Genomic DNA, 20,940 nt, shown 5'->3' with positions numbered 1-20,940 from the left:
GCCGGAGAGTGACGGCCGTCGGGGCGTGAGCTTGTCGCGGCGGACAATGGCGTAGTGCGGTTTCGAGTGCTGGGTGCTGTTCAGGCGTCGGACGACGACGCCGGAGTGGCGATCCCCGGAGAGCGGGTCCGGACGCTGCTGGCGGCCCTGTTGCTGCGACCGGACCAGGTCGTCGCGGACGAGCAGCTGCTGTACGACGTCTGGGGCGAGGAACTGCCGTCGAACCCGCGGGCCGCGATGCAGGCGGCCATCTCGCGGCTGCGCCGATCGCTGACCAACGTGGAGCTTCGGAACGAGCTCGGTGGTTACCGGCTGATCCTGACCGGACACGAGCTGGATCTGACGCGCTTTCGCGACGGTGTCGCCGAGGCGGTGGCCGCGGATCCGGAGCGCCGGGTCGAGCTGTTGTCGGAGGCGTTGCGGTGGCACGCCGGCGACGTACTGCGTGGCGCGTCGACGGGGACGTTGGCGGAACGGTTCGGCCGCGGGCTGCGGGACGAGTGGCTGGATGCGCGCGAGCGGCGTGCGGAAGCGCGGTTGCTGATCGGTCGGGTCGACGAGGCGCTCGCGGAGCTGACCGAGGTGACCGCGGACAGCCCGCTCCGCGAGCAGGCGTGGCTGCTGCTGTTGAAGGGTTTGCATCAGGCCGGCCGTACGGCGGAAGCGTTGGCGGCGTACGACCGGGTGCGTCAGGTGCTTGCGGAGGAGCTGGGGACGGACCCGTCGCCGGAGCTCCGCGAGCTGCATCAGGTCCTGCTCGCGGGCGACCGGCCAGGGGCGTGGACGGCGCGGACCAGGCTGCCGCTGCCGGTCACCGGATTCATCGGCCGCGACGACGAACTGACCAAGGCCCTCGACCTGCTCGCCAACGACAACGGCCTCCCGGTCCTGGTCCTCTCGGGTCTCGGCGGCGTCGGCAAGTCAGCGCTGGCAGTCCGAATCGGTCACGCCGCGAAGCACCTCTTCCCGGACGGCCAGTGGCTGGTCCGCGTTCGGGACCGAGCGGTCGACGACGTACTCGCCGAGCTGCTCGGGTTCTGTGGCGTCGGTTCGGATGCGATCCCGAGCGATCCGCACGCGCGGGTGGAGATGTTCCGCGAGGCGTTGACCGGGCGGCGGGTGTTGCTGATCCTCGACGATGCGCCGTCGGTGGACCACGTGCACGGCGTACTGCCGAACGCTGCGGGGAGCGCGGTGATCGTCACGAGCCGGCGGTCGCTTCGTGAGCTCGCGGTGACGGTCGGGGCGAGCGGTACGGTGCTGGAGCCGTTGTCGGCGAGGGAGTCGAAGGCCTTTCTGCGGCGGGCGGTCGGCGGTGCGCCGGGAGTCGACGGCGAGGCGACGGATGAGCTGGCCGGGTTGTGCGCGGGGTTGCCGCTGGCGTTGCGGATCGCCGCCGCGGGCGCGCGTACGCTGCCGGCCGGCCGGCTTGCGGCGTACGCCGGGCAACTGCGGGCCGACCGTCTCGACCGGCTTTCGCGCGCGGTCGGCGATCACGGCGTCCGGGAGTCGTTCACCCTGTCGTACGACGCTCTGCCCAGCGAACTGCGGCGGCTCTTCGGCCTGCTGGGAATGCATCCCGGCGACGAATTCGGGATCGGGGTAGCGGCTGCGCTGCTCGGCGCGGATGCCGGTACGACGGCTGCCGGGCTCGATCAGCTGGCCGAGGCGAGCTTGTTGATCCGCACCGATGTCGACCGCTACCGGTTCCACGATCTGGTGCGCGACTATGCCGCCGGCCTCGACGTCGATGGCCGCGAGCAGGCAGCGCGGCGGATGCTCGACTGGTACCTGTACTCGGGGCTGGCCGCAATGGAGGCCCTGTACGCCGGGGACGCCGCCCAGTACCTCGACCCGATCGGGCCCGACGTCGAGCCGGATCGGCCGCGGGGCGAGCGTGACGCCTACGACTGGTTCGACACCGAGTGGGACAGCCTGGTGGCCGCGGTTCGATGGGCCGGGACGCATGGACATGGCGATCGGAGCTGGCAGCTCGTCGGAGTCACCTGGCCGTACGTCGGCCACCGTCGGCGTTGGCAGGACCATCGAAGCTTGTTCTCCTTCGCCGCCGGGCTGGCGCACCAGCAGGAGCGGGCCGACTGCGAGGCGTGGGTGCTGGGCCGGCTCGGCTACGCGCAGGTCTACGCGAAGGACCTGCCCGGCGCACGGGCGTCGTTCGTGCAGATGCGACGACTCAGCCGGACGGCCGGCGACCGCCACGGCGAAGCGTCGGCGCTGCGAGGCGAAGCGCTCGTCTCGCACGTGAAGAATTGTGAGGCCGAAGCGTTGGGGCTGTACCTGACCGCGTTGGAGCTCGAGGATGTGCCGATCGGCCGGGCGCACACGCTGAACAACCTGGGCGACTGCCAGTTCCGCCTGGGCGCGCTGGACGACGCCCGGGCAACCGTCGCGGAGGCGGTCCGGATCTATCGGAACGAGGGCAGCCGGCAGGGTGGTGCGCTGGCCGGCGGCACCCTGGCCGAGATCTGCCTGGCACAGGGCGATCTCGAGGGCGCCGAACAGCACGTCGTGGCCAGTCTCGCGGTGTTCCGGGAGCTCCGTTCGGTCGTGCTCGAAGCGGAGGCGACCTCGATCCTGGCCCTGATCCACGAGGCCGCGCAGGACCAGGAACTGGCCCGCCGAACCGCTGGGCATGCCGCGAATCTGCTCCGCGACGCGGGGGCCAACACGTTCGTCGCCCGGATCGCGCATCTGGCCGAGTAGTTGCTCTTGGCCCCATGCTGAGGAACAGGAGGCGTGATGCGGCTGGACGGGAAGGTTGCGCTGGTCACCGGTGCGTCGGCGGGTATCGGGGCTGCTGTTGCGGAGCGGCTCGCCGAGGCGGGTGCCCAGGTAGTCGTTCACGGGCGGGACGAGGCTCGGACGGCGACGGTTGCTCAGCGCGTTGGCGGCGTACCGGTGCTGGGGGATCTCGCGGTGCCGGGGGTGGCGGCCGAGGTCGCGGAGGCCGCGCATGCGGTGCACGGGCGGATCGACGTCCTGGTTCCGAACGCCGGGCTCGGGTGGTCCGGGCCGTTCGCGGAGATGCGGGCCGACGAGATCGATCAGCTGGTTGCGGTCGACCTGCTCGCGCCGCTGCAACTGGTCAGGTGCGTGCTCCCGGAGCTGGTCCAGCGGGGGAGCGGGCACATCGCGCTGGTCGGTTCGATCGCCGGTCGTACGGCGGTTGCCGGTGAAGCCGTGTATGCCGCCACGAAAGCCGCCCTGGATGTGTTCGCCGAGAGCCTGCGCCTGGAGATTCGTGGTAGTGGTGTAACCGTGAGCCTGACCATCCCGGGTGTCGTCGACACCGGTTTCTTCAGCGCTCGCGGCCGGCCGTACGACCGCAAGCGTCCGCGCCCGGTGCCCGCGACCGACGTCGCGCGGGCGCTGGTTGATGGCATCACCAACGACCGCGCCGAGATCTGGATCCCCGGTTGGCTCCGCGTCGCACCCGCCGTACGCGCGCTTGCCCCGGGGCTGTACCGGCGTCTCTCGGCCCGGTTCGGTGAGCAGGTGAGGCCACGGTGAGAGGCATCGTCGTACCGTCGGCGGACGCGTTCTTCCTGCACATCGAGCGGACAGGCGCCCCGCAGCATGTCGGCGGTGTCGTGGTGCTCGAGCCGTCCGACCAGCGGCCGACGATCGACGAGGTCCGCAAGCTGGTCGCCGACGGATTCGCGCAGTTGCCGCGGATGCATCAGCGGCTCGGGCTGCCGTCGCGCTGGCGGCGGCCGCGCTGGATCGAGGCCGACGATGTCGATCTGGAGTGGCACGTCATCGAGCACCGGTGCACCGACGGGTACCCCGGCCTGCTGCGCTACATCGGCGAGCTGGCCGAGCAGCCGATGCCGAGGGACCGGCCGATGTGGCGGATCGCGATCGTCCGCGACATCGGCCCGGACGGGTCGGACGGGCTCGTGGTGCTGGTCCACCATTCGATTGCCGACGGCATCGGAACGGTCCTGCAGACGTTCAGCATGTTCGAGCCCACTCCGGCTCTCACCATCCCGTCGGGCAAGGCTCCCGGACGGCTGGCGCGGGCCGCGGCCGTGACCGTCGGACTCGCCCAGCTCGCCACCGACGGCACCGCCACTCGACTGCCGTCGTCCTCGCTGCGCCGCAACTTCGGCACCGCCGACATCGAGCTCGACGTCGTACGGCGGGCCGCGGTGGCGCACGGCGTCCGGGTCACCGACCTGTTGATCGCTCTTCTCGCCGACAGCCTGTACGCGGTGGCGCCTGGGATGGCCCGGTCGGTCGGTGGACAGCTGCGGTTCTCCATCACCACGATGGTGCGGACGCCGGACAGCGCGGCCGAAGGGAATGCGACGGCGGCAATCATGGTCGAGGTGCCGGTCGACGGTCGCCCGTTCGAGGAGTTGCTGGCCGAGGTGTCGGCCCGAACGAAACGCCGGTTGCGCCGGCCGACCCGGGCGTTGGCGTCCCGGTTCGTGATGACGCCCGGGCTCCGGCTGGTGCCGGAGCCGTTCGTGCGGTGGTTCGCGCCGGCCGTCTACGGGGACCGATTCCTGCACGCAGTGGTCTCGAACATGCCGGGCCCGACGAACCAGATGTACTTCGCGGGCGTCCCGCACCACCAGGTGTACCCGATCCTGCCCTTGGTGCCAGGGACTCCGCTCGCCGTCGGTGCGTTGAGCTGGACGGGCGTCCTCGGCATCGGGCTGGCGACCGATCCACAGCTGATCGACGGCCCGGCTCTTGCAGCTCAGCTCAACCAGTCGCTGGCGCGGTTGGGCTCAGGGACCGGGCCACTCGAGGGCGAGGAAGAGGCGCGCGCGTGATTCGGGGTCGTCCAGACGATCGCCGTACAGGGCTCTGAGCCGCGCCATCCGGTAGCGGACCGTTTGTGGGTGGATGCTCAGCTCGTGGGCGATCGCCTGGCGGTCGCCGAAGTGGCGCAGCCAGCTGGCCAAGGTCTCCGCGAGACGCTCGCGGGCAGCGTCGGTCTCGCCGTCGAGCGGCGCGAGCATCTCGTCGCGCAACGCGGCGACCAGCGCCTCGTCCCGCCAGACGATCAGCGCATCGAGGTGCTCGTCGGCGAACACCGGGTCGTCGGTGAGTACGCCGGTGTTCCGCAGCCGCACCGCGATCCGGGCGATCTCCAGGCTGCGCGGGAGCTGGGCCAGCGCTACTGAGTTCCCGACCACTGCGCCCATGCCGGCGAGCTCGCGGCTCAACTGCAGCCGGCGCCCCGGACCGGACGGTTCCGGAATGATCGCGCCGACGACAACAGCGTTGCGGCGGATCGGCAGTGCGCCCGGCTCGAGCCGGGCCACCAGCGTCCCGGCGTGCTCCTGCTCGCCGTCGCTGTAGATGACGACCGCGGCGGTCGCGGGAATCCGCCAGGCGGCCTGCTGGGCGGCGGTCCGGATCGCCTCGGTGCCGGCGCGGCCGGAGAGCAGGAGGTTGGCGAGGTCCTCGCGTCGTCGTTCGCGAGCCATCGCGTCGTCGATCTGCTCCTGCAGATAGCCGTTGGCCGCGGAGAAGGACAGTTGGTTGACGAACACAAACACCGAGTCGGCGAGGGCGGCGAGGTTGTCGGGCGCGAACTCCAACCGGAGCGCGGTCGCGGCGACATGCCGCCACGCGACCCGGGCGCCGAGCTGGAACGCGGTGAGCAGCCGGGTGAGGTCGTTGCCCTCTTGGAGTTGGCGCCGGCCGATCTCCTCGAACACCCGGCGTACCGTCTCGTCGGCGCGGTCGAGCGTGGTCTGCTCCGGGCTGGTCAGGTTCGCGATCGACATGTCCAGCAGCCGGTGCACGAACAGCTCGGCGGGCTTGACGACCGCGTCCCGATCGGTGTCGAGGAAGGCAGCGTAGTCCGGCCAGTGCTCGGCCAGCCGGTCCCGTACTTCGGCCACCAGATCAGGCAGGCCGTCGATCAGAGCGTCTTCGAGCCGAGCCCGGTCGAAGGTGGCGATGGTCATGGAGCGACTCCTCTAGGGAACCCAGCGAGGCAACTGTAACGCCGTGACAAATTTAGGCTCCGCGAATGTTCGTCAGCGGGGCAGAGTTGGCATGAAACCGCTTCCCATCATGGAAGTGTGCATCCAGACGGACTGCAGAACGTCGCTTCGGATCGGCAACAACTGGGCAGAAGGGAGCACACCGAGAACTTCCCGGTCGCGTTGAGGTTCCTGCCCGCCGCCCACCGGGAGTCGCTGCACGCTGTCTACGGCTACGCGCGCACCGTCGACGAGCTCGGCGACAGCTACACCGGCGACCGTACGGCGGCGCTGCGAGCGTTCGCGATCGACCTCGACCGCATCTGGGCCGACGGCGAGCCGGACCATCCGGTACTGCGTCGCCTGCGCCCGATCGTCCGGCAGCACGAGCTGACTGCGGATCCCTTCCACCGCCTGATCCAGGCCAACCTGCAGGACCAGACAGTCAAGCATTACAAGACTTTCGAGGACCTGATCGGCTACTGCCGGCTCTCCGCCGATCCGGTCGGCCGCATGGTGCTCGGCGTCTTCGACGTCCACGATCCCGAGACCGAGCGGCTCTCCGATCTGGTGTGTACGGCGCTGCAGCTGGTCGAGCACTGGCAGGACGTAGCCGAGGACCGCCGGGCCGGGCGGATCTACCTGCCGCAGGAGGACCTGACGACGTACGGCGTCGCGGAGACCGCTCTCGATGATCTCCAGGCGGCACCGGAGCTGCGCGAGTTGATGAATTTCGAGACTGCGAGGGCCGCGAAGATGCTCGATGACGGTTCGGCGATCGTGCGCCGATTGCACGGCTGGGCACGGGTTTCGGTGGCCGGGTTCGTCGCGGGCGGTCAGGCGACGGTCCGCGCGTTGCGTCGTACCGGTGGCGATGTGCTGGCGCGGCAGGCGCGACCTTCGAAGCTCGATACGGTCCGGCTACTGGTGAGAGTGGTTGCTCGATGACGCCGACGGTTGCCGAGGCGTACGCCGCCTGCCTGGAGATCACCCGGACCGAGGCGCGCAACTTCTACTACGGCATCCGGCTGCTGCCGCCGCCGAAGCGCAACGCGCTCTCGGCCGTGTATGCACTGGCGCGGCGGATCGACGACATCGGTGACGGCGACCTGCCGTTGGAGAAGAAGCGCACCGCGCTCGCCGGGGTCCGCAAGGATCTCGGTCGGCTCGGAGACATCGATGAACCGGTGTACGTCGCCGTCGCCGATGCCGCGCGCCGGTACCCGGTACCGCTCGGCGCGTTCGAGGAGCTGGTCGCAGGTGTCGAGACCGACCTGTCCGACGTCCGCATCGGCGACTTCGACGAGCTGGTCGTGTACTGCCGCCGCGTCGCGGGTTCGGTGGGTCGGCTGTGCCTGTCGATCTTCGGGCCGACGACAACCGACGCGGACTTCGAGACGCTCGCGCTGTACGCCGACCAGCTCGGGATCGCCTTGCAGCAGACGAACATCCTCCGCGACATCCGCGAGGACCTGACCAACGACCGGATCTACCTGCCGGCCGACGAGCTGGAACGCTTCGGCGTCCGGATCGAGCTCGACGAGCACGGCAACCTCGACGATCCCCAGGGCCGGTTGGCCGGCTACATCCGGTACGCCGCCGGCCGCGCGCAGGACTGGTACTCGCTCGGCTGGCGTCTCCTGCCGTACCTGGACTGGCGCAGTGGCGCGTCCTGCCGGGCGATGTCGGGGATCTACCACCACCTGCTCCGCCGGATCGGGGCCAATCCGGTGCTCGTCTACGACCAGCGCTTGTCGTTGTCCGCGGGGGAGAAGGCGCAGGTCGCGATTGCCTCGCTGGCGGGTGCTCGCTCATGAGGAGAGTGGCTGTCGTCGGAGGTGGTCTTGCCGGGATCACCGCCGCGCTGCAGTTGGCTGACGCCGGCTGCGCGGTGGTGCTGCTGGAGGGGCGGCCGAAGTTGGGTGGGCTGACCCATTCGTTCGAGCGGGACGGGCGGTGGATCGACAACGGGCAGCACGTGTTCCTTCGGTGCTGTACGTCGTACCTCGGGCTGCTCGATCGGCTCGGAGTGCGGGACCAAATACATCTGCAGCGGCGGCTCGACGTACCGGTGCGGAGCGGACAGCGCGGCGGGGTGGGACGGATCCGGCGGAACGCGATGCCGGCGCCGTTGCATCTCGGGCCGGCGTTGGCGTCGTACCGCTGGCTCGGTGTGGGGGAGCGGGTTGCTGCGGTGCGGGGTGCGTTGGCGATGGGACGCGTGGATCGGACTGCTGCGGAGACGGATGCGCAGTCGTTCGGGGGTTGGTTGGCGGCGCATGGGCAGGACGCGCGAGCGGTGGAGGCGCTGTGGGAGTTGATCGGGATCGCCACGCTGAACGCGCGTGCTGACGACGCGTCTCTTGCGGTGGCGGCGACCGTGTTCCAAGTCGGTTTGCTCGAGAGAAGTGATGCTGCGGACATCGGGTGGTCGTTGGTGCCGTTGCAGCAGTTGCATGGTGAAGCCGCAGCACGTGCGCTGACGGCTGCTGGAGTCGCCGTTCGGCTGCGGGCTCGGGTTCGGGCGCTGGATCCGGTGGACGGTGGATGGGCGATCGAGGGAGAGAGGTACGACGACGTCGTACTTGCGGTGCCGCCGACCGAGGCCGCGGCACTGCTACCGGATGACGCGGTGGACTTGCCGGCCGGGTGGGCGGAGGCACTCGGCAGCTCCCCGATCGTCAACGCACACGTGGTGTTCGACCGCGTAGTGCTCGACGAGCCGTTCGTTGCCGCGGTCGACAGCCCGCTCCAGTGGGTCTTCGATCGCACGGTTCAGAGCGGGCAGAGTGGGAGTGAGCAGTACATCGCGGTGTCGTTGTCGGCGGCCGATGAGCTGATCGACACCCCGGTGGCGGATCTGCGCGACGTGCTGGTGCCTGCCCTCCGGCGGCTGCTTCCCGCGGCCGCCGACGCGCGTGTGAAGGAGTTCTTCGTGACCCGAGAGCGACATGCCACCTTCCGGCCGGCTCCAGGCACCGGCCGCTTCCGCCCCGGCGCGACCACCACTCGCCCCGGCCTGCACCTGGCCGGGGCGTGGACCGCCACCGGCTGGCCCGCCACCATGGAAGGCGCCGTCCGCAGCGGTGAGTCCGCCGCGGCCTCCGTCCTGCGGATGCCGACCGCCTCTGCAGCCTCATCTGTAGAGGATGTGGTCTCGTGACGGCTGTCGAGAGGATGCCATCAGCAACTGACGTGCTGGACCTGTTGGCGCGTGGACGCGAGCTGGTCGATCCGCCGCTGCGGCACGCCCTGGATCGGCTCGACGAACACAGCCGGCTGGTTGCGACGTACCACTTCGGCTGGTGTGACGACGAAGGTCGTCCGACCGGAGCGAACTCCGGCAAGGCGATCCGGCCGGGGCTGACGCTGCTCGTCGCCGAGGCGGTCTGCGGTTCGCCCGAGCCGGCGGTGCCAGGCGGCGTGGCGGTCGAGCTGATCCACAACTTCTCGCTCATCCACGACGACCTCATGGACCGCGACACGCAACGCCGGCACCGTCGTACCGTCTGGGCGATCTGGGGCGACGCGACCGCGGTCCTGGTCGGCGATGCGCTCGCCTGTCTCGCGGACGAAGTACTTGCCGAGTGCAACTCGCCGTACGCCGTCCACGCCGGCCATGCACTCGCCGTCGCCACCCGCGAACTGATCCGCGGGCAGGTGCTCGACGTCGCGTTCGAACGGCGTGATTCCGTGAGTCTGCCCGAGTGCCTGGACATGGCTGCCGGCAAGACCGGATCGTTGCTCGGGGCGTCGGCACAGCTCGGGGCGATCCTGGCCGGCGGCGATGCGACGACCTGCGCAGCGTTCCGCACGTACGGCTGGGAGCTCGGTCTGGCATTCCAGATCGTCGACGACCTGCTCGGCATCTGGGGAGCACCGGAGAAGACCGGCAAGCCCGTGTTCTCCGACCTGCGGGCGCACAAGAAGACGCTGCCCGTCGTGTGGTCGCTCGAGTACGGCGGTGCCCCCGGCCGCGAACTCGCCGCCTGGTTCGCGGAAACGGGTACTGCGACCGAGGACGACGTCAGACGGGCCGCCGTACTCGTGGAGAGCGCGGGCGGTCGCGAGTGGGCGTTGGCGGAAGCGGAGGAGCGCGTTCGCAAGGCCGGGAGGGCGCTTGATGCCGCGGGCATCGAGTCGGGCAACCGGGATCAGCTCGATCAGTTGGCCCAGTTCATCGCGGAGCGGCAGCTGTGACGGCGGAGCGGGTGGCCGACCAGGAGCGGGCCGACGTACGCGTCGAGGAATGCCTGGACGCGGCGGTGACGTACCTGCGCTCGTTGCAGCACGACGACGGCTGGTGGAAGGGGGACCTGGCAACCAACGTGACGATGGACGCCGAGGACCTGATGCTGCGGCACTTCCTCGGCGTCGCGACGGCGCAGACGGATGCGGAGACGGCGAGATGGATCCGCTCGCAGCAACGCGAGGACGGTACGTGGGCGACGTTCCCGGGCGGACCGGGTGACCTGTCGACGACGGTGGAGTCGTGGGTCGCGTTGCGGATGGCGGGTGATGATCCGGCCGCGCCGCACCTCGTGAAGGCGGCGTCGTTCATCCGTACGGCGGGCGGGGTGGAGAAGGCGCGGGTGTTCACGCACATCTGGCTCGCGCTGTTCGGCCTGTGGGAGTGGGACGACTGTCCCGACCTGCCGCCGGAGCTGATCTTCCTACCCAGCTGGGCGCCGTTGAACGTGTACAACTGGGCGTGCTGGGCGCGGCAGACGATCGTGCCGTTGACGATCGTGAGCGCGCATCGCCCGGTGCGTCCGGCCGGGTTCACGATCGACGTTCTGCGTGCCGGTACGGCGGTGGCGGAGCGCGCGGCGTCGTGGACGCTCGAAGGGGCGTTCCGGCGGCTGGACGTCGTACTGAACGCGTACTCGCGGTGGGGGCCGCGCGGTCCGTCGAAGGGATTGCGGCGGCTGGCGATGCGGCGGGCGGCGGAGTGGATCGTGGCTCGGCAGGAGGCCGATGGCGGGTGGGGCGGCATCCAGCCGCCGTGGGTGTACTCGCTGATCGCGCTGGATTTGATGGGGTATGCCATCGATCACCCGGTGATGGCGGCTGGGCTGCGTGGGCTCGAGGGGTTCACGGTGCATGCGGAGACTGCCGAGGGGCCGGCGCGGTGGTTGGAGGCTTGTCAGTCGCCGGTGTGGGATACCGGGCTGGCCGTTGGGGCATTGCTCGATGCGGGTGTCGAGCCGGACGACAAGACGGTGCTCAGGGCAACGGATTGGTTGCTGGCGGAGCAGATCGATGCGCCGGGTGACTGGCAGGTGCGGCGGCCTGGGCTGGTGAGCGGCGGGTGGGCCTTCGAGTTCGCGAACGACGGCTATCCGGATACGGACGACACTGCGGAGATCGTGCTGGCGCTGCGGCGGGTGGATCATCCCGAACCCAAGCGGTTGCGGAAGGCGTTGGACGACGCGGTGGAGTGGACGACCGGGATGCAGTCGGCCGATGGCGGTTGGGGTGCGTTCGATGCGGACAACACGGACACGACGCCGTTGAAGCTGCCGTTCTGCGATTTCGGTGCGGTGATCGATCCGCCGTCGGCCGATGTGACCGCGCATGTTGTGGAGATGCTGGCGGCGGAGGGTCGTGCCGATTCCGCGGAGTGCCGGCGCGGGGTGCGGTGGTTGCTGGATTCGCAGGAGAAGGACGGCTCGTGGTTCGGGCGGTGGGGGACGAACCACGTGTACGGCACAGGCGCCGTCGTACCGGCGTTGGTTGCCGTTGGCATCTCTGTCGACGATCCCGTGGTGCGACGGGCAGTGCGGTGGGTGGAGGAGCATCAGAACCCGGACGGCGGGTGGGGCGAGGACCTGCGCTCGTACGTCGATCCGTCGTGGATCGGGCGTGGTGACTCGACGCCGTCGCAGACCGCGTGGGCGTTGCTGACGCTGCTTGCCGCGGATGAGCGGGGTGACGCCGTACGACGGGGGATCGGGTATCTCGTGGACACCCAGCGGTCCGATGGCGGGTGGGACGAGCACCGCTACACCGGGACGGGCTTCCCGGGCGACTTCTACATCGGCTATCACCTGTACCGCTTGGTCTTCCCGATCTGGGCGCTGGGCCGCTATCTCGGGAGAAACCGATGACAGCCGTCGTCTACACCCCGCTCGTCGCCGAGTGGTTAGCCCTCCGCGACAAACTCACAACACCAGTTGTCCGCACCGGCCGCTCACGCGGCACACGAGTCCGCGGCGCAGCCCTCATCGCCGGAGTCGCCGGCGCTCTCACCAACGACATCGTCCCGGGCGACGTGATCGTGGCGAGTGAGATCCGCGACGGAGGGCGGGGCGTGCCAAGTCCTGCGGCTGAGCTGATGGCGGGGGAGTTGCGGCGGCTTGGGTTGACTGTGCATGTGGGGCCGGTTGTGACTGCCGATCATGTCGTCGACTCGGTGGAGGAGCGGGCGGGGTTGGCGGCGGCTGGTGCGATCGGGGTTGATACCGAGTCGGCTCTGCTGGCGGGGGACGACGGGCAGACCGTGGTGGTTCGGGTCGTGGTTGATACGCCGGGGCGCCCGCTGAAGCGGGTTGGAATGCCTGCTCGTGGGGTCAAGGCGCTCGCGATGCTCCGACGGACGGCACCTGCGATCGACGCCTGGGCGGCGGCCACTGGTGAGCGGGATCTGTTGCTGGCTACCCCGCGGTCGTTCTGTGCGGGCGTCGAGCGTGCCATCGAGACGGTCGAGCGGGCGCTGGAGCGTTTCGGCGCACCGGTCTATGTACGCCGTCAGATCGTCCACAATCGGCACGTCGTCCAAGATCTCGAACACCGCGGCGCCGTCTTCGTCGAAGAGCTCGAGACCGTCCCCGAAGGCAGCCTCGTCGTCCTGGCGGCTCACGGCGTCGCGCCCGCAGTACGACGGCAAGCCGCCGACCGTCACCTCAAGGTCATCGATGCCACCTGCCCGCTCGTCGCCAAGGTGCATCACGAGGTACGCCGGTACGCCGCCCGCGACATGACCGTCGTACTCATCGGCCACCCCGACCACGAGGAGGTGATCGGCACGATCGGCGAGGCCCCCGATCACGTGATCGTCGTCGCCGACCCCGCCGAAGCCGAAACAGTGCAGCTACCCGACCCGTCGAAGGTCGGCTACGCCATGCAAACCACCCTCGCCGTCGAGGAAGCCGCCGAGACAGCAGCCGTACTGCGACGACGCTTCCCCGCGCTGACCGGACCCCGCCGCGACGACATCTGCTACGCGACCAGCAACCGCCAAGCCGGCGTCCGCGCGATCGCCGCGCAGTCCGATCTCGTCGTCGTGCTCGGTTCGCAGAATTCCTCCAACTCCCGGCGGCTGGCCGATGTCGCCGAGGCCGCAGGCACTCCCGCAGTACTCGTCGACGACGCCGGCGAACTCGAGCTGGACCGTCTGGCCGGTGCCAGGCGGATCGGCATCACCGCAGGCGCGTCGGCCCCGCCGGCGCTTGTCGACGAGCTGGTCCGCTGCCTGTCCGGGCTGGGACCGGTGACCGTCACCGAGAACGGGACGCTGACCGAGGACGTCCGCTTCGCGCTACCGAAAGAGGTGAGTCAGCCGTGAGCATGCCGTTGCGGCAGTCCATCCGCCTGGGCGGATACCTGATGAAGCAGAAGCTCCGTCGGCGGGAGAAGTTCCCGATCCTGCTCGAGCTCGAACCGCTGTACGCGTGCAACCTGAAGTGTGCGGGCTGTGGCAAGATCCAGCAGACCCACGACTGGCTGAAGAAACGCATGCCGGTCGAGCAGGCCGTCGCCGCGGTCGAGGAGTGCGGCGCGCCGATGGTGTCGATCGCCGGCGGCGAACCGCTGATGCACAAGGAGATCGACGAGATCGTCGGGCAGTTGCTTGCCCGGGGCAAGATCGTGTTCCTGTGCACGAACGCCGTCCTGCTGCCCAAACACCTGCACAAGTTCACGCCGCACAAGAACTTCGCCTGGATGGTGCACATCGACGGGCTGCGCGAGCGGCACGACCAGTCGGTCTGCAAGGACGGTGTGTTCGACCAGGCCGTGGACGCGATCAAGCAGGCGCAGGCGGCAGGCTTCAAGGTGATGACCAACACCACGTTCTTCGACACCGACAGCCCGCAGGACGTCATCGACGTACTCGACTACCTGAACGACGACCTGGGTGTGGACAACATGCAGATCTCGCCCGGGTTCGCGTACGAGAAGGCGCCGGACCAGGAGCACTGGCTCGGCCCGGAGGAGACCCGGCAGCTGTTCCGCAAGGCGTTCAGCGACGGGCGGCGGAAGAAGTGGCGGCTGAACCACTCGCCGCTGTTCCTGGACTTCCTCGAAGGCAAGGTCGACTTCAGCTGTACGGCGTGGGCGATCCCGCTGTACTCGCTGAAGGGCTGGCAACGGCCGTGCTACCTGATGGATGACGGCTACGTCGCGACGTACCAGGAGCTCCTGGACGAAACCGACTGGAGCAGCTACGGCCGCGGCAAGGACCCGCGTTGCGCGAACTGTATGGCGCACTGCGGCTACGAACCGACCGCCGTGGTCGCCACCCTCGGCTCCCTCCGCGAATCCATCCGCGCGGCGGTCAGCTAGCGGGTTTCGCGGACGCTGAGAACGACGAAGGAGGCGATGGCGAGGGCGGTGAGACCGGCGGGGATGAAGAAGACGTGGGGGAGGCCGATCGCCGCCACGCCGATGCCGCCGATCGCGCCGCCGATCGCCGAACCGAGCGGGATGGCACCGAGGAAGACCCCGGACGCGGTGCCGGCGCCTTCGGGGTAGAGGTGCTGCGCGATCGAGACTCCGAGCGCGCCGACGCACGCCCAGAGACCGGCGTTCAGCACCTGGCCGAGGAAGAGTCCGGCGACCGACGTACTGAGGGCGTAGGCGAGGTTGCCGGCCAGGCCGAGTACGGCGCCCGCCGTCATCGCTCGCATCGGGCCGAAGCGATCGGCGAGGCGGGCCACGACCGGAAGCAGCAGCAACTCGAGCAGCGGCTGGATGCCGATCACGAGACCACGGACCGAGTCGGAGACGTGGAGCTGCTCGGCCATGTAGATCGGCAGGTAGCCGAACTTGATGGTGTCACCGGTCATCGCCAGCACGCACACCGCGGTGAACACCAGCAAGGGCATCATGTGATCGATCCGCCCACGCCCGGCACGGGCAAGGGGTACGGCGCTCGCGGGCGCCTCGTACCGCTCGACCCGCTGGCTACCGAGGGGGATGACCGCGGCGAATACGCAGACCGCGGTCGCGAGCAGCAACGGCCGCAGCCCGAAGACGCCGCCGAACCAGCTGCCGAACACCGGCCCGAGAATCCAGCCCGTCGTGAACGCCATCCGGATGGTCGCGATGACGCGGTTTTCGGCCCGGGTCGGATGGCGGCTCAGCTCGTCGCGGCAGGCGGCGAACAGTTGCGCCATCGAGCCGCCCGCGACGCTCAGTGCGAAGGTGCTGATCACGAACGGCATCCACACCGCGTTCGCCGACGCCATCAGGACCCAGCCGAACGCCCCGACCAGCGAGCAGATCCGGAACCACAGCAGCCGGTCGTGGCTCCGGTCCGACCAGCGGCCGACGACGAACCCGGCGATCGGCGAAGCCACGTTGGTGACGTAGTACAGCCCGGCGACCGGCAGCGGCGTACCGAGGTCGCGGACCAGGAAGAGCGTCAGCTGCGGCGTGGCCGCCGACAGCCCGACCCCGGCGATCAGCAGGGAGAGGAACGCCGAACGATAGAACCGCGACCGGAGCACAAGGCCCAGCGCCGACTCCGACCGGTCCAGCATCCACCCCTCCAACGGAAAGCGCCTGCCACGAACGATAGGCGCAACTGCGCGATCGTGCTCAGCCGTGTCAGCCCTCGAGCACGTCGGCTCAGTCGAGACCGTCGACGGCCAGCCGGACGGTTCGATCGGCGAGATCGGAGATCACGGAGTTGTCGAAGCCGAAGAGCGCCGATCGGGTGCGGTTCTCGAGTGGCGCGATCAGGTGGTCGGGCAGGTCCCGGGTGCCGGTGAGGATGCCGAGGACCGAGCCGACGGTCGCGCCGTTCGAGTCGGTGTCCCAGCCGCTCATCACCACCCGGCCGACTCCGGTGAGGTAGTCACCCTCCGACCAGAGCAACGCGGCCGCGACGATCGCCGCGTTGTTGATCGTGTGCACCCACGAGTAGTGCCCGTACCGCTCCTGGATCGCTCCAAGAGCGCTCTCCCAGGTGTTTCCCGACGCCTCGAGCCCGAGAACGTCCCGGATCGCCTCCGCGAGCCGCGACTGCGGCGGTACGACGGCCAACGCCCGCTCGACCAACTCGCGCGGTGAGGACGCGGTGAACGCGGCCGCGACCAGCGCCGCCGCCCACATCTCGCCGTAGATCCCGTTCCCGACGTGCGACAACGCGGCGTCCTGGTACGAGAGCCGCGCGGCCGCCCACGGATCACCGGCGTGCACGTAGCCGAACACGTCGCCACGGATCTGTGCGCCGATCCATTCCCGGTACGGATTGCGCCTCCGCGCCACCTCGGGAACCGTGAACCCGTCGACGAGATTCACGTACGCCGCCCGCTCCGCTGTGAACACCTGCCCGACCGGGAACAGCCGGATCCACGCCGTACCGACGTCCTCCGTCCGCAGCCGACTGCCGTGCGTCTCCAGCAGATGCAGCGCCAGGATCGCGTAGTCGATGTCGTCGTCGCGCGCCGAACCCTTCACGTTGCCGCGCGTGGTCTCCGGCCAGCACGACGTCAACTGGAAGCCGTCCGGCATCGGATCCAGCACCGGCACGTAGTCCCGCAGCGGGTACGCGTCCGCGAGTACCAGGTAGTCGCGAATCCGGTCGGACGTCCAGTAGTCACCGGACTCGAGCGGCTTGCCCACGTTGCATCCGGCGATCCGCCCGAGCCACGCGGCATGAATCTTGTCGGCGAGATCGGCCGCCGGTATGGCGGACGCCTCGGGGAGCGCGCCGAGCGACTCCTGGATGTCTTCGAGTTCGTCCGGTTCGACGTACTTCCAGCCGGGCGCCCGGGCCGCCAGAGACATTCGATCGACCAGGTCGAGCACCGCGGCCCGGTCCGCCGGATCCGTCTGGTTGGCCTCGTGCACCAGCGCATCGACGTCGTACCCCGTCTCGCGCCGCTGCCGCACCTCGTCGTGCAGCAGGTTCACCGGCTGCATCGCGTCGTAGTGTTCACTCGAGTACTCGGGCCGCAGCTCCACAGCGCCTCCTCGTAATGTCCGCCAGTCTGGCTAGGGTCTCAGCATGCAGCTGAGCCCGATGCCCCCGGCCGCCTCCTGGACACATCGCGACGTGCGGACCGGTTTCGAAGTGCTCTTCGTGGACGGGCTCCGCTTGCGGGGCCGCACGTCGGCTCGCGAGGGCACGTCGACCGTCCGTGATCGTTAGGGCCAGATTGCCTGGCTGATGGCGGCGCCGAGGAAGACGCTGCCGAGGCCGGCGACGATGCTGGCGGTGACGTTGGCGACAGCGAGGAAACGAGCCCGGTCCTCGAACAGCCGGATGGTCTCGTAGGAGAACGTGGAGTACGTCGTCAGCGCGCCGCAGAACCCCGTGCCGACGAATACGTGGACGTCCTGCGGCAGACCGGTTGCGGCCCCGGCGAGGAAACCCAGGATCAGCGATCCGGTCACGTTGACGCTGAACGTCCCCCACGGGAACAGCGAGTCGTGCCGCCGCTGTACGGCGCGGTCGGCGACGTACCGCAGCGGCGCCCCGATCATCCCGCCGGCGATCACCAGCAGCAGCCTGATCATCGGGTCCTCCAGGTGATCAATGCGCGGGTCGCAGTCACGGTGGCCCAGACCGCGAGCAGCGCACCCACGACGGTCGCGACGAGATAGACGAGCGCGGTTCCTGCATGCCGGCTGGTGACGAGTTGGTGGATGTCGACGGCGTACGTCGAGAACGTCGTGAACCCGCCGAGCACACCGGTGCCGAGAAACGGGCGCACGAGTCGCTGCTGGGTCAGCACGTCGGTGACCAGGACCATCAGGATCCCGATCAGCCCGCAACCGACGACGTTGATCAGCAGCGTGCTCACCGGGAACCCGTCCGGCGCCGTCGGCCAAGCGAGCCCCACGAGGTACCGAGCCGTGGCGCCGATCGCACCTCCGACCGCGATGACTGTCAGGAGCACCGAGTCGCGGGTCCGCCGCTGCCGGCCGTCGATCCGCAGGTCGACATCAGAGTCGACCGGCCCCTTGGGCAGCGGGTTCAGGGGGTGGTGCTCCACAGACAGGCCTCCTACCAGGACTTGACCTCCCGGCGGCGCGCCGAGAGGTTCCTAGGTAGGGACTGTTGGCCGCCGGAGCGACGGTTCGGTCCGGCGAGCCCCACCGCCGGTCAAACTCGCGCCATCATAGCCCCTCGGGAACAGGGGACTGCCGACGAGCAGCTCCACCCGGCCCTGGGGCTGCGGGAACAGCCCGATCGCGGCGAGCCTGGTCGCTCGGGAGGTGAACGCGCCGACGCCGGCGCGGGTCGTCACCGCCAGGTCGGTCTTGACGCCCGAGTCGAGCGTCACCGTGTACCGGCCGGGGAGCGCTCGCTCGTTCTCATGCTTGAAGCTCGTCGCGTCCCGCGCCGACGCGAGGAGCTTGGTGTCCAACGTCTGATGGATGCTCAGGGCAACGAGCTCGTAGCGGTTCCGGAACAGTTCCGGGAACGGCGGGGCCTTGACACTCCCGCGGGCGGGCGGCGAGGCTCTGAGAGAGCGCTCTCTCAGTAACCGCCCCGACTGATTGGTCTCGCCCCTATGTCCCTGAAACCCTCGCGCTGTCTCGTCGCGCTGCTCCTCGTTGCCGGTGGCATCGGCGCTGGTGACGCCGTTGCCGCGGTCGCCGCCTGTGGTTCCACCGACGTCGCGGTGAACCGCCCCGCCACCGCGTCGTCCACCGAGAACGCCGGCCTGACCGCCTCCGCTGCGGTCGACGGCAACCCCGGGAGTCGCTGGGGGAGCGCTTTCTCCGATCCGCAGTGGCTGCAGGTCGATCTCGGGTCGAGCATCCCGGTCTGCCAGGTCGGGCTCAGCTGGGAAGCGGCGTACGGCAAGGCGTTCCGGATCGAGTTGTCCGACGACGCGAGCACGTGGCGGCAGATCTATGCCACGACCACCGGTACGGGCGGGACGCAGAACCTCGACGTCACCGGGACCGGCCGTTATCTCCGGATCACCGGCACGCAACGCGGGACCGGGTACGGGTACTCGCTCTGGGAGGTCGCAGTGCACACGACGGACGACGGCAGCGGACCGGTCGTACCGCCCACCGACCCGGCGAACCCCGACCTCGGTCCGAACGTCTCCGTGTTCACCCCGAGCACCCCGCAGGCCGACATGCAGAACCGGCTGAACCAGATCGCCGCCGAGATGCACACCAACCAGTTCGGCACCCAACGGTACGCCGTGCTGTGGAAGCCCGGCACGTACACCGCGGACGTGAACCTCGGCTTCTACACCCAGGCGGCCGGCCTCGGCCTGTCACCCGACGACGTGAACCTCAACGGCCACGTCCGGGTCGAGGCGGACTGGCTGCAGCAGGGCGACGACCCGAACAACAAGGGCAACGCGACCCAGAACTTCTGGCGCTCCGCGGAGAACCTCGCCGTCACCACCCCGCCCGATCAGATCGAGCGCTGGGCCGTCTCACAGGCGGCGTCGTACCGGCGGATGCACCTCAAGGACGCGCCGGAGATCCAGCTCTGGAACGGCGGCGACGGCTGGGCGAGCGGCGGACTGTTCGCGGACACCAAGATCGACAACACCGTGGTCTCCGGATCCCAGCAGCAATGGTTCTCCCGCAACTCCGAGTTCGGCGGCTGGAACGGCTCGGTCTGGAACATGGTGTTCACCGGCACCACCGGCGCCCCGCCGCAACACTTCCCGAACCCGTCCCACACCGTCGTCGACCAGACACCGAAGGTCCGGGAGAAGCCGTTCCTGTACGTCGATGCCGCTGGCAGCTACAACGTTTTCGTCCCGGCCCTGCGCTCGGGCACGGCGGGGACGAGCTGGTCGCACGGACCGGCGGCCGGAACGTCCATCAGCCTCGCGGACTTCTACGTCGTCAAGCCCGGAGCGTCCGTCGAGACCATCAACGCCGCGCTCGCCGAGGGCAAGCACCTGCTGTTCACGCCCGGTATCTACCACCTGAGCGACACCATCCAGGTGAACCGCCCGAACACCGTCGTACTAGGGCTCGGCCTGGCCACGCTCATCCCGGACACTGGCAAGGCCGCGATCAGCGTCGCGGACGTCGACGGGGTGAATCTTGCTGGCCTGCTCGTCGACGCCGGGCCGGTCAACTCACCGGTGCTGATCCAGGTCGGCCCGGCCGGCTCGACCGCGAGCCACGCCGCGAACCCGACCTCGCTGCATGACGTGTACGTGCGGATCGGCGGCGCCCATGTCGGCAAGGCCACGGTCAGCCTGCAGGTCAACAGCAACGACGTGATCGGCGACCACCTCTGGCTGTGGCGCGGCGACCACGGCGACGGCGTCGGCTGGGACGTGAACACCGCGGCCAACGGTCTCGTTGTCAACGGCAATGACGTGACGATGTACGGCCTGTTCGTCGAGCACTATCAGCAGTACGAGGTGCTCTGGAACGGCAACGGCGGTCGCACGTACTTCTTCCAGAACGAGTTCCCGTACGACGTACCGAACCAGGCGGCCTGGTCGAGCGGTGACGGGACACAGGGCTGGGCGGCGTACAAGGTCGCGAACAACGTCACGACGCACGAGGCGTGGGGCGTCGGCAGCTACTGCTTCTTCAGCCCGAACACCTCCATCATGGCCTCGCGATCCTTCGAGGTGCCGGACACCGCCGGCGTCCGGTTCCACGATCTGGTCTCGGTCTCGCTCGGCGGCGTCGGAACGATCTCCAACGTCGTCAACAGCACCGGCGGCACGGCCAACGCCGCCAACCAGCAGCGGTATGTCGTCAGCTATCCCTGACCGGACGGAACGACAAGGCGCCG

General features: G+C 69.3%; 18 protein-coding genes. 12 read left to right on the top strand and 6 right to left on the bottom strand.

The features are described 5' to 3' along the window. Positions 1 to 54: 54 nt before the first annotated feature. Genes OHA18_RS38675 through OHA18_RS38665 form a run of 3 tightly spaced genes read left to right on the top strand, consistent with a single transcriptional unit; the run spans position 55 to position 4,805 of the window. Entirely contained in the window at positions 55 to 2,724 is a 2,670-nt protein-coding gene (locus OHA18_RS38675; RefSeq protein ID WP_329000354.1) for an AfsR/SARP family transcriptional regulator, read from the top strand. 36 nt (positions 2,725 to 2,760) lie between these two features. Continuing rightward, on the top strand, positions 2,761 to 3,531 hold the full coding sequence (locus tag OHA18_RS38670) for an SDR family NAD(P)-dependent oxidoreductase (protein WP_329000353.1): 771 nt from the start codon (positions 2,761 to 2,763) through the stop codon (positions 3,529 to 3,531). After that, positions 3,528 to 4,805: a wax ester/triacylglycerol synthase domain-containing protein gene (locus tag OHA18_RS38665; RefSeq protein WP_329000352.1), complete on the top strand. Its 1,278-nt coding sequence runs from the start codon at positions 3,528 to 3,530 to the stop codon at positions 4,803 to 4,805. Before OHA18_RS38670 ends, OHA18_RS38665 begins: the two co-directional genes overlap by 4 nt. On the opposite strand, the gene OHA18_RS38660 is transcribed toward OHA18_RS38665, so the two are convergent. Then, positions 4,761 to 5,951, bottom strand: a complete 1,191-nt coding sequence (locus OHA18_RS38660; protein WP_329000351.1) for a PucR family transcriptional regulator — start codon at positions 5,949 to 5,951, stop codon at positions 4,761 to 4,763. The two genes, OHA18_RS38665 and OHA18_RS38660, sit on opposite strands and share 45 nt — an antisense overlap. A 117-nt stretch (positions 5,952 to 6,068) precedes the next feature. Between OHA18_RS38660 and hpnC the strand changes: the two genes are divergently transcribed. Genes hpnC through hpnH form a run of 7 tightly spaced genes read left to right on the top strand, consistent with a single transcriptional unit; the run spans position 6,069 to position 14,534 of the window. Further along, positions 6,069 to 6,917: a squalene synthase HpnC gene (gene hpnC, locus OHA18_RS38655; protein ID WP_329000350.1), complete on the top strand. Its 849-nt coding sequence runs from the start codon at positions 6,069 to 6,071 to the stop codon at positions 6,915 to 6,917. Further along, on the top strand, positions 6,914 to 7,786 hold the full coding sequence (locus OHA18_RS38650) for a squalene/phytoene synthase family protein (protein WP_329000349.1): 873 nt from the start codon (positions 6,914 to 6,916) through the stop codon (positions 7,784 to 7,786). The genes hpnC and OHA18_RS38650 overlap by 4 nt, the downstream gene beginning before the upstream one ends. Next, entirely contained in the window at positions 7,783 to 9,132 is a 1,350-nt protein-coding gene (hpnE, locus tag OHA18_RS38645; RefSeq protein WP_329000348.1) for a hydroxysqualene dehydroxylase HpnE, read from the top strand. Before OHA18_RS38650 ends, hpnE begins: the two co-directional genes overlap by 4 nt. Beyond that, complete coding sequence (locus OHA18_RS38640) at positions 9,129 to 10,169, top strand: polyprenyl synthetase family protein (protein ID WP_329000347.1); 1,041 nt, start codon at positions 9,129 to 9,131, stop codon at positions 10,167 to 10,169. The genes hpnE and OHA18_RS38640 overlap by 4 nt, the downstream gene beginning before the upstream one ends. After that, a complete protein-coding gene (gene shc / locus OHA18_RS38635; RefSeq protein WP_329000346.1) occupies positions 10,166 to 12,079 on the top strand; it encodes a squalene--hopene cyclase in 1,914 nt (637 codons plus the stop codon). The genes OHA18_RS38640 and shc overlap by 4 nt, the downstream gene beginning before the upstream one ends. Then, positions 12,076 to 13,536, top strand: coding sequence for a 4-hydroxy-3-methylbut-2-enyl diphosphate reductase (ispH, locus tag OHA18_RS38630; RefSeq protein ID WP_329000345.1), 1,461 nt, complete (start codon positions 12,076 to 12,078; stop codon positions 13,534 to 13,536). The genes shc and ispH overlap by 4 nt, the downstream gene beginning before the upstream one ends. A 2-nt stretch (positions 13,537 to 13,538) precedes the next feature. Then, positions 13,539 to 14,534, top strand: coding sequence for an adenosyl-hopene transferase HpnH (gene hpnH, locus OHA18_RS38625; protein ID WP_329006202.1), 996 nt, complete (start codon positions 13,539 to 13,541; stop codon positions 14,532 to 14,534). Here hpnH and OHA18_RS38620 read toward each other — a convergent pair. After that, positions 14,531 to 15,733 carry an MFS transporter gene (locus OHA18_RS38620; protein ID WP_329000344.1) on the bottom strand — a complete coding sequence of 401 codons (1,203 nt, stop codon included), beginning with the start codon at positions 15,731 to 15,733 and terminating at the stop codon, positions 14,531 to 14,533. The genes hpnH and OHA18_RS38620 overlap by 4 nt on opposite strands. A gap of 88 nt (positions 15,734 to 15,821) precedes the next feature. Beyond that, a complete protein-coding gene (locus OHA18_RS38615; protein WP_329000343.1) occupies positions 15,822 to 17,162 on the bottom strand; it encodes an ADP-ribosylglycohydrolase family protein in 1,341 nt (446 codons plus the stop codon). Between the two features lie 43 nt (positions 17,163 to 17,205). On the opposite strand from OHA18_RS38615, the gene OHA18_RS38610 reads away from it, so the two are divergent. Continuing rightward, positions 17,206 to 17,349, top strand: a complete 144-nt coding sequence (locus OHA18_RS38610) for a hypothetical protein (protein WP_329000342.1) — start codon at positions 17,206 to 17,208, stop codon at positions 17,347 to 17,349. On the opposite strand, the gene crcB (OHA18_RS38605) is transcribed toward OHA18_RS38610, so the two are convergent. Genes crcB (OHA18_RS38605) through OHA18_RS38595 form a run of 3 tightly spaced genes read right to left on the bottom strand, consistent with a single transcriptional unit; the run spans position 17,346 to position 18,571 of the window. Next, positions 17,346 to 17,717, bottom strand: coding sequence for a fluoride efflux transporter CrcB (gene crcB, locus OHA18_RS38605; protein WP_329000341.1), 372 nt, complete (start codon positions 17,715 to 17,717; stop codon positions 17,346 to 17,348). The genes OHA18_RS38610 and crcB (OHA18_RS38605) overlap by 4 nt on opposite strands. Continuing rightward, positions 17,714 to 18,196, bottom strand: a complete 483-nt coding sequence (gene crcB, locus OHA18_RS38600) for a fluoride efflux transporter CrcB (protein ID WP_329000340.1) — start codon at positions 18,194 to 18,196, stop codon at positions 17,714 to 17,716. Before crcB (OHA18_RS38600) ends, crcB (OHA18_RS38605) begins: the two co-directional genes overlap by 4 nt. A gap of 51 nt (positions 18,197 to 18,247) precedes the next feature. Continuing rightward, the gene (locus OHA18_RS38595) at positions 18,248 to 18,571 is read right to left on the bottom strand and encodes a hypothetical protein (protein ID WP_329000339.1); all 324 of its coding nucleotides are present in this window, start codon (positions 18,569 to 18,571) and stop codon (positions 18,248 to 18,250) included. Between the two features lie 147 nt (positions 18,572 to 18,718). On the opposite strand from OHA18_RS38595, the gene OHA18_RS38590 reads away from it, so the two are divergent. Further along, entirely contained in the window at positions 18,719 to 20,917 is a 2,199-nt protein-coding gene (locus OHA18_RS38590; RefSeq protein ID WP_329000338.1) for a discoidin domain-containing protein, read from the top strand. Positions 20,918 to 20,940: the final 23 nt, after the last annotated feature.

Origin of the sequence: Kribbella sp. NBC_00709 (genome assembly GCF_036226565.1) — a bacterium.
Taxonomy (GTDB): domain Bacteria; phylum Actinomycetota; class Actinomycetes; order Propionibacteriales; family Kribbellaceae; genus Kribbella.
Note: the sequence above shows the minus strand (reverse complement) of the source record. Positions and strands in the feature narration are given on the sequence as shown.

What these genes read in the sequence shown, in the direction of transcription:
- OHA18_RS38670 (WP_329000353.1), top strand. Translation starts at nt 2,761, where the DNA reads ATGCGGCTGGACGGGAAGGTTGCGCTGGTCACCGGTGCGTCGGCGGGT.
- OHA18_RS38660 (WP_329000351.1), bottom strand. Translation starts at nt 5,951, where the DNA reads ATGACCATCGCCACCTTCGACCGGGCTCGGCTCGAAGACGCTCTGATC.
- OHA18_RS38650 (WP_329000349.1), top strand. Translation starts at nt 6,914, where the DNA reads ATGACGCCGACGGTTGCCGAGGCGTACGCCGCCTGCCTGGAGATCACC.
- hpnE (WP_329000348.1), top strand. Translation starts at nt 7,783, where the DNA reads ATGAGGAGAGTGGCTGTCGTCGGAGGTGGTCTTGCCGGGATCACCGCC.
- ispH (WP_329000345.1), top strand. Translation starts at nt 12,076, where the DNA reads ATGACAGCCGTCGTCTACACCCCGCTCGTCGCCGAGTGGTTAGCCCTC.
- hpnH (WP_329006202.1), top strand. Translation starts at nt 13,539, where the DNA reads ATGCCGTTGCGGCAGTCCATCCGCCTGGGCGGATACCTGATGAAGCAG.
- OHA18_RS38620 (WP_329000344.1), bottom strand. Translation starts at nt 15,733, where the DNA reads ATGCTGGACCGGTCGGAGTCGGCGCTGGGCCTTGTGCTCCGGTCGCGG.
- OHA18_RS38610 (WP_329000342.1), top strand. Translation starts at nt 17,206, where the DNA reads ATGCAGCTGAGCCCGATGCCCCCGGCCGCCTCCTGGACACATCGCGAC.
- crcB (WP_329000341.1), bottom strand. Translation starts at nt 17,717, where the DNA reads ATGATCAGGCTGCTGCTGGTGATCGCCGGCGGGATGATCGGGGCGCCG.
- OHA18_RS38590 (WP_329000338.1), top strand. Translation starts at nt 18,719, where the DNA reads ATGTCCCTGAAACCCTCGCGCTGTCTCGTCGCGCTGCTCCTCGTTGCC.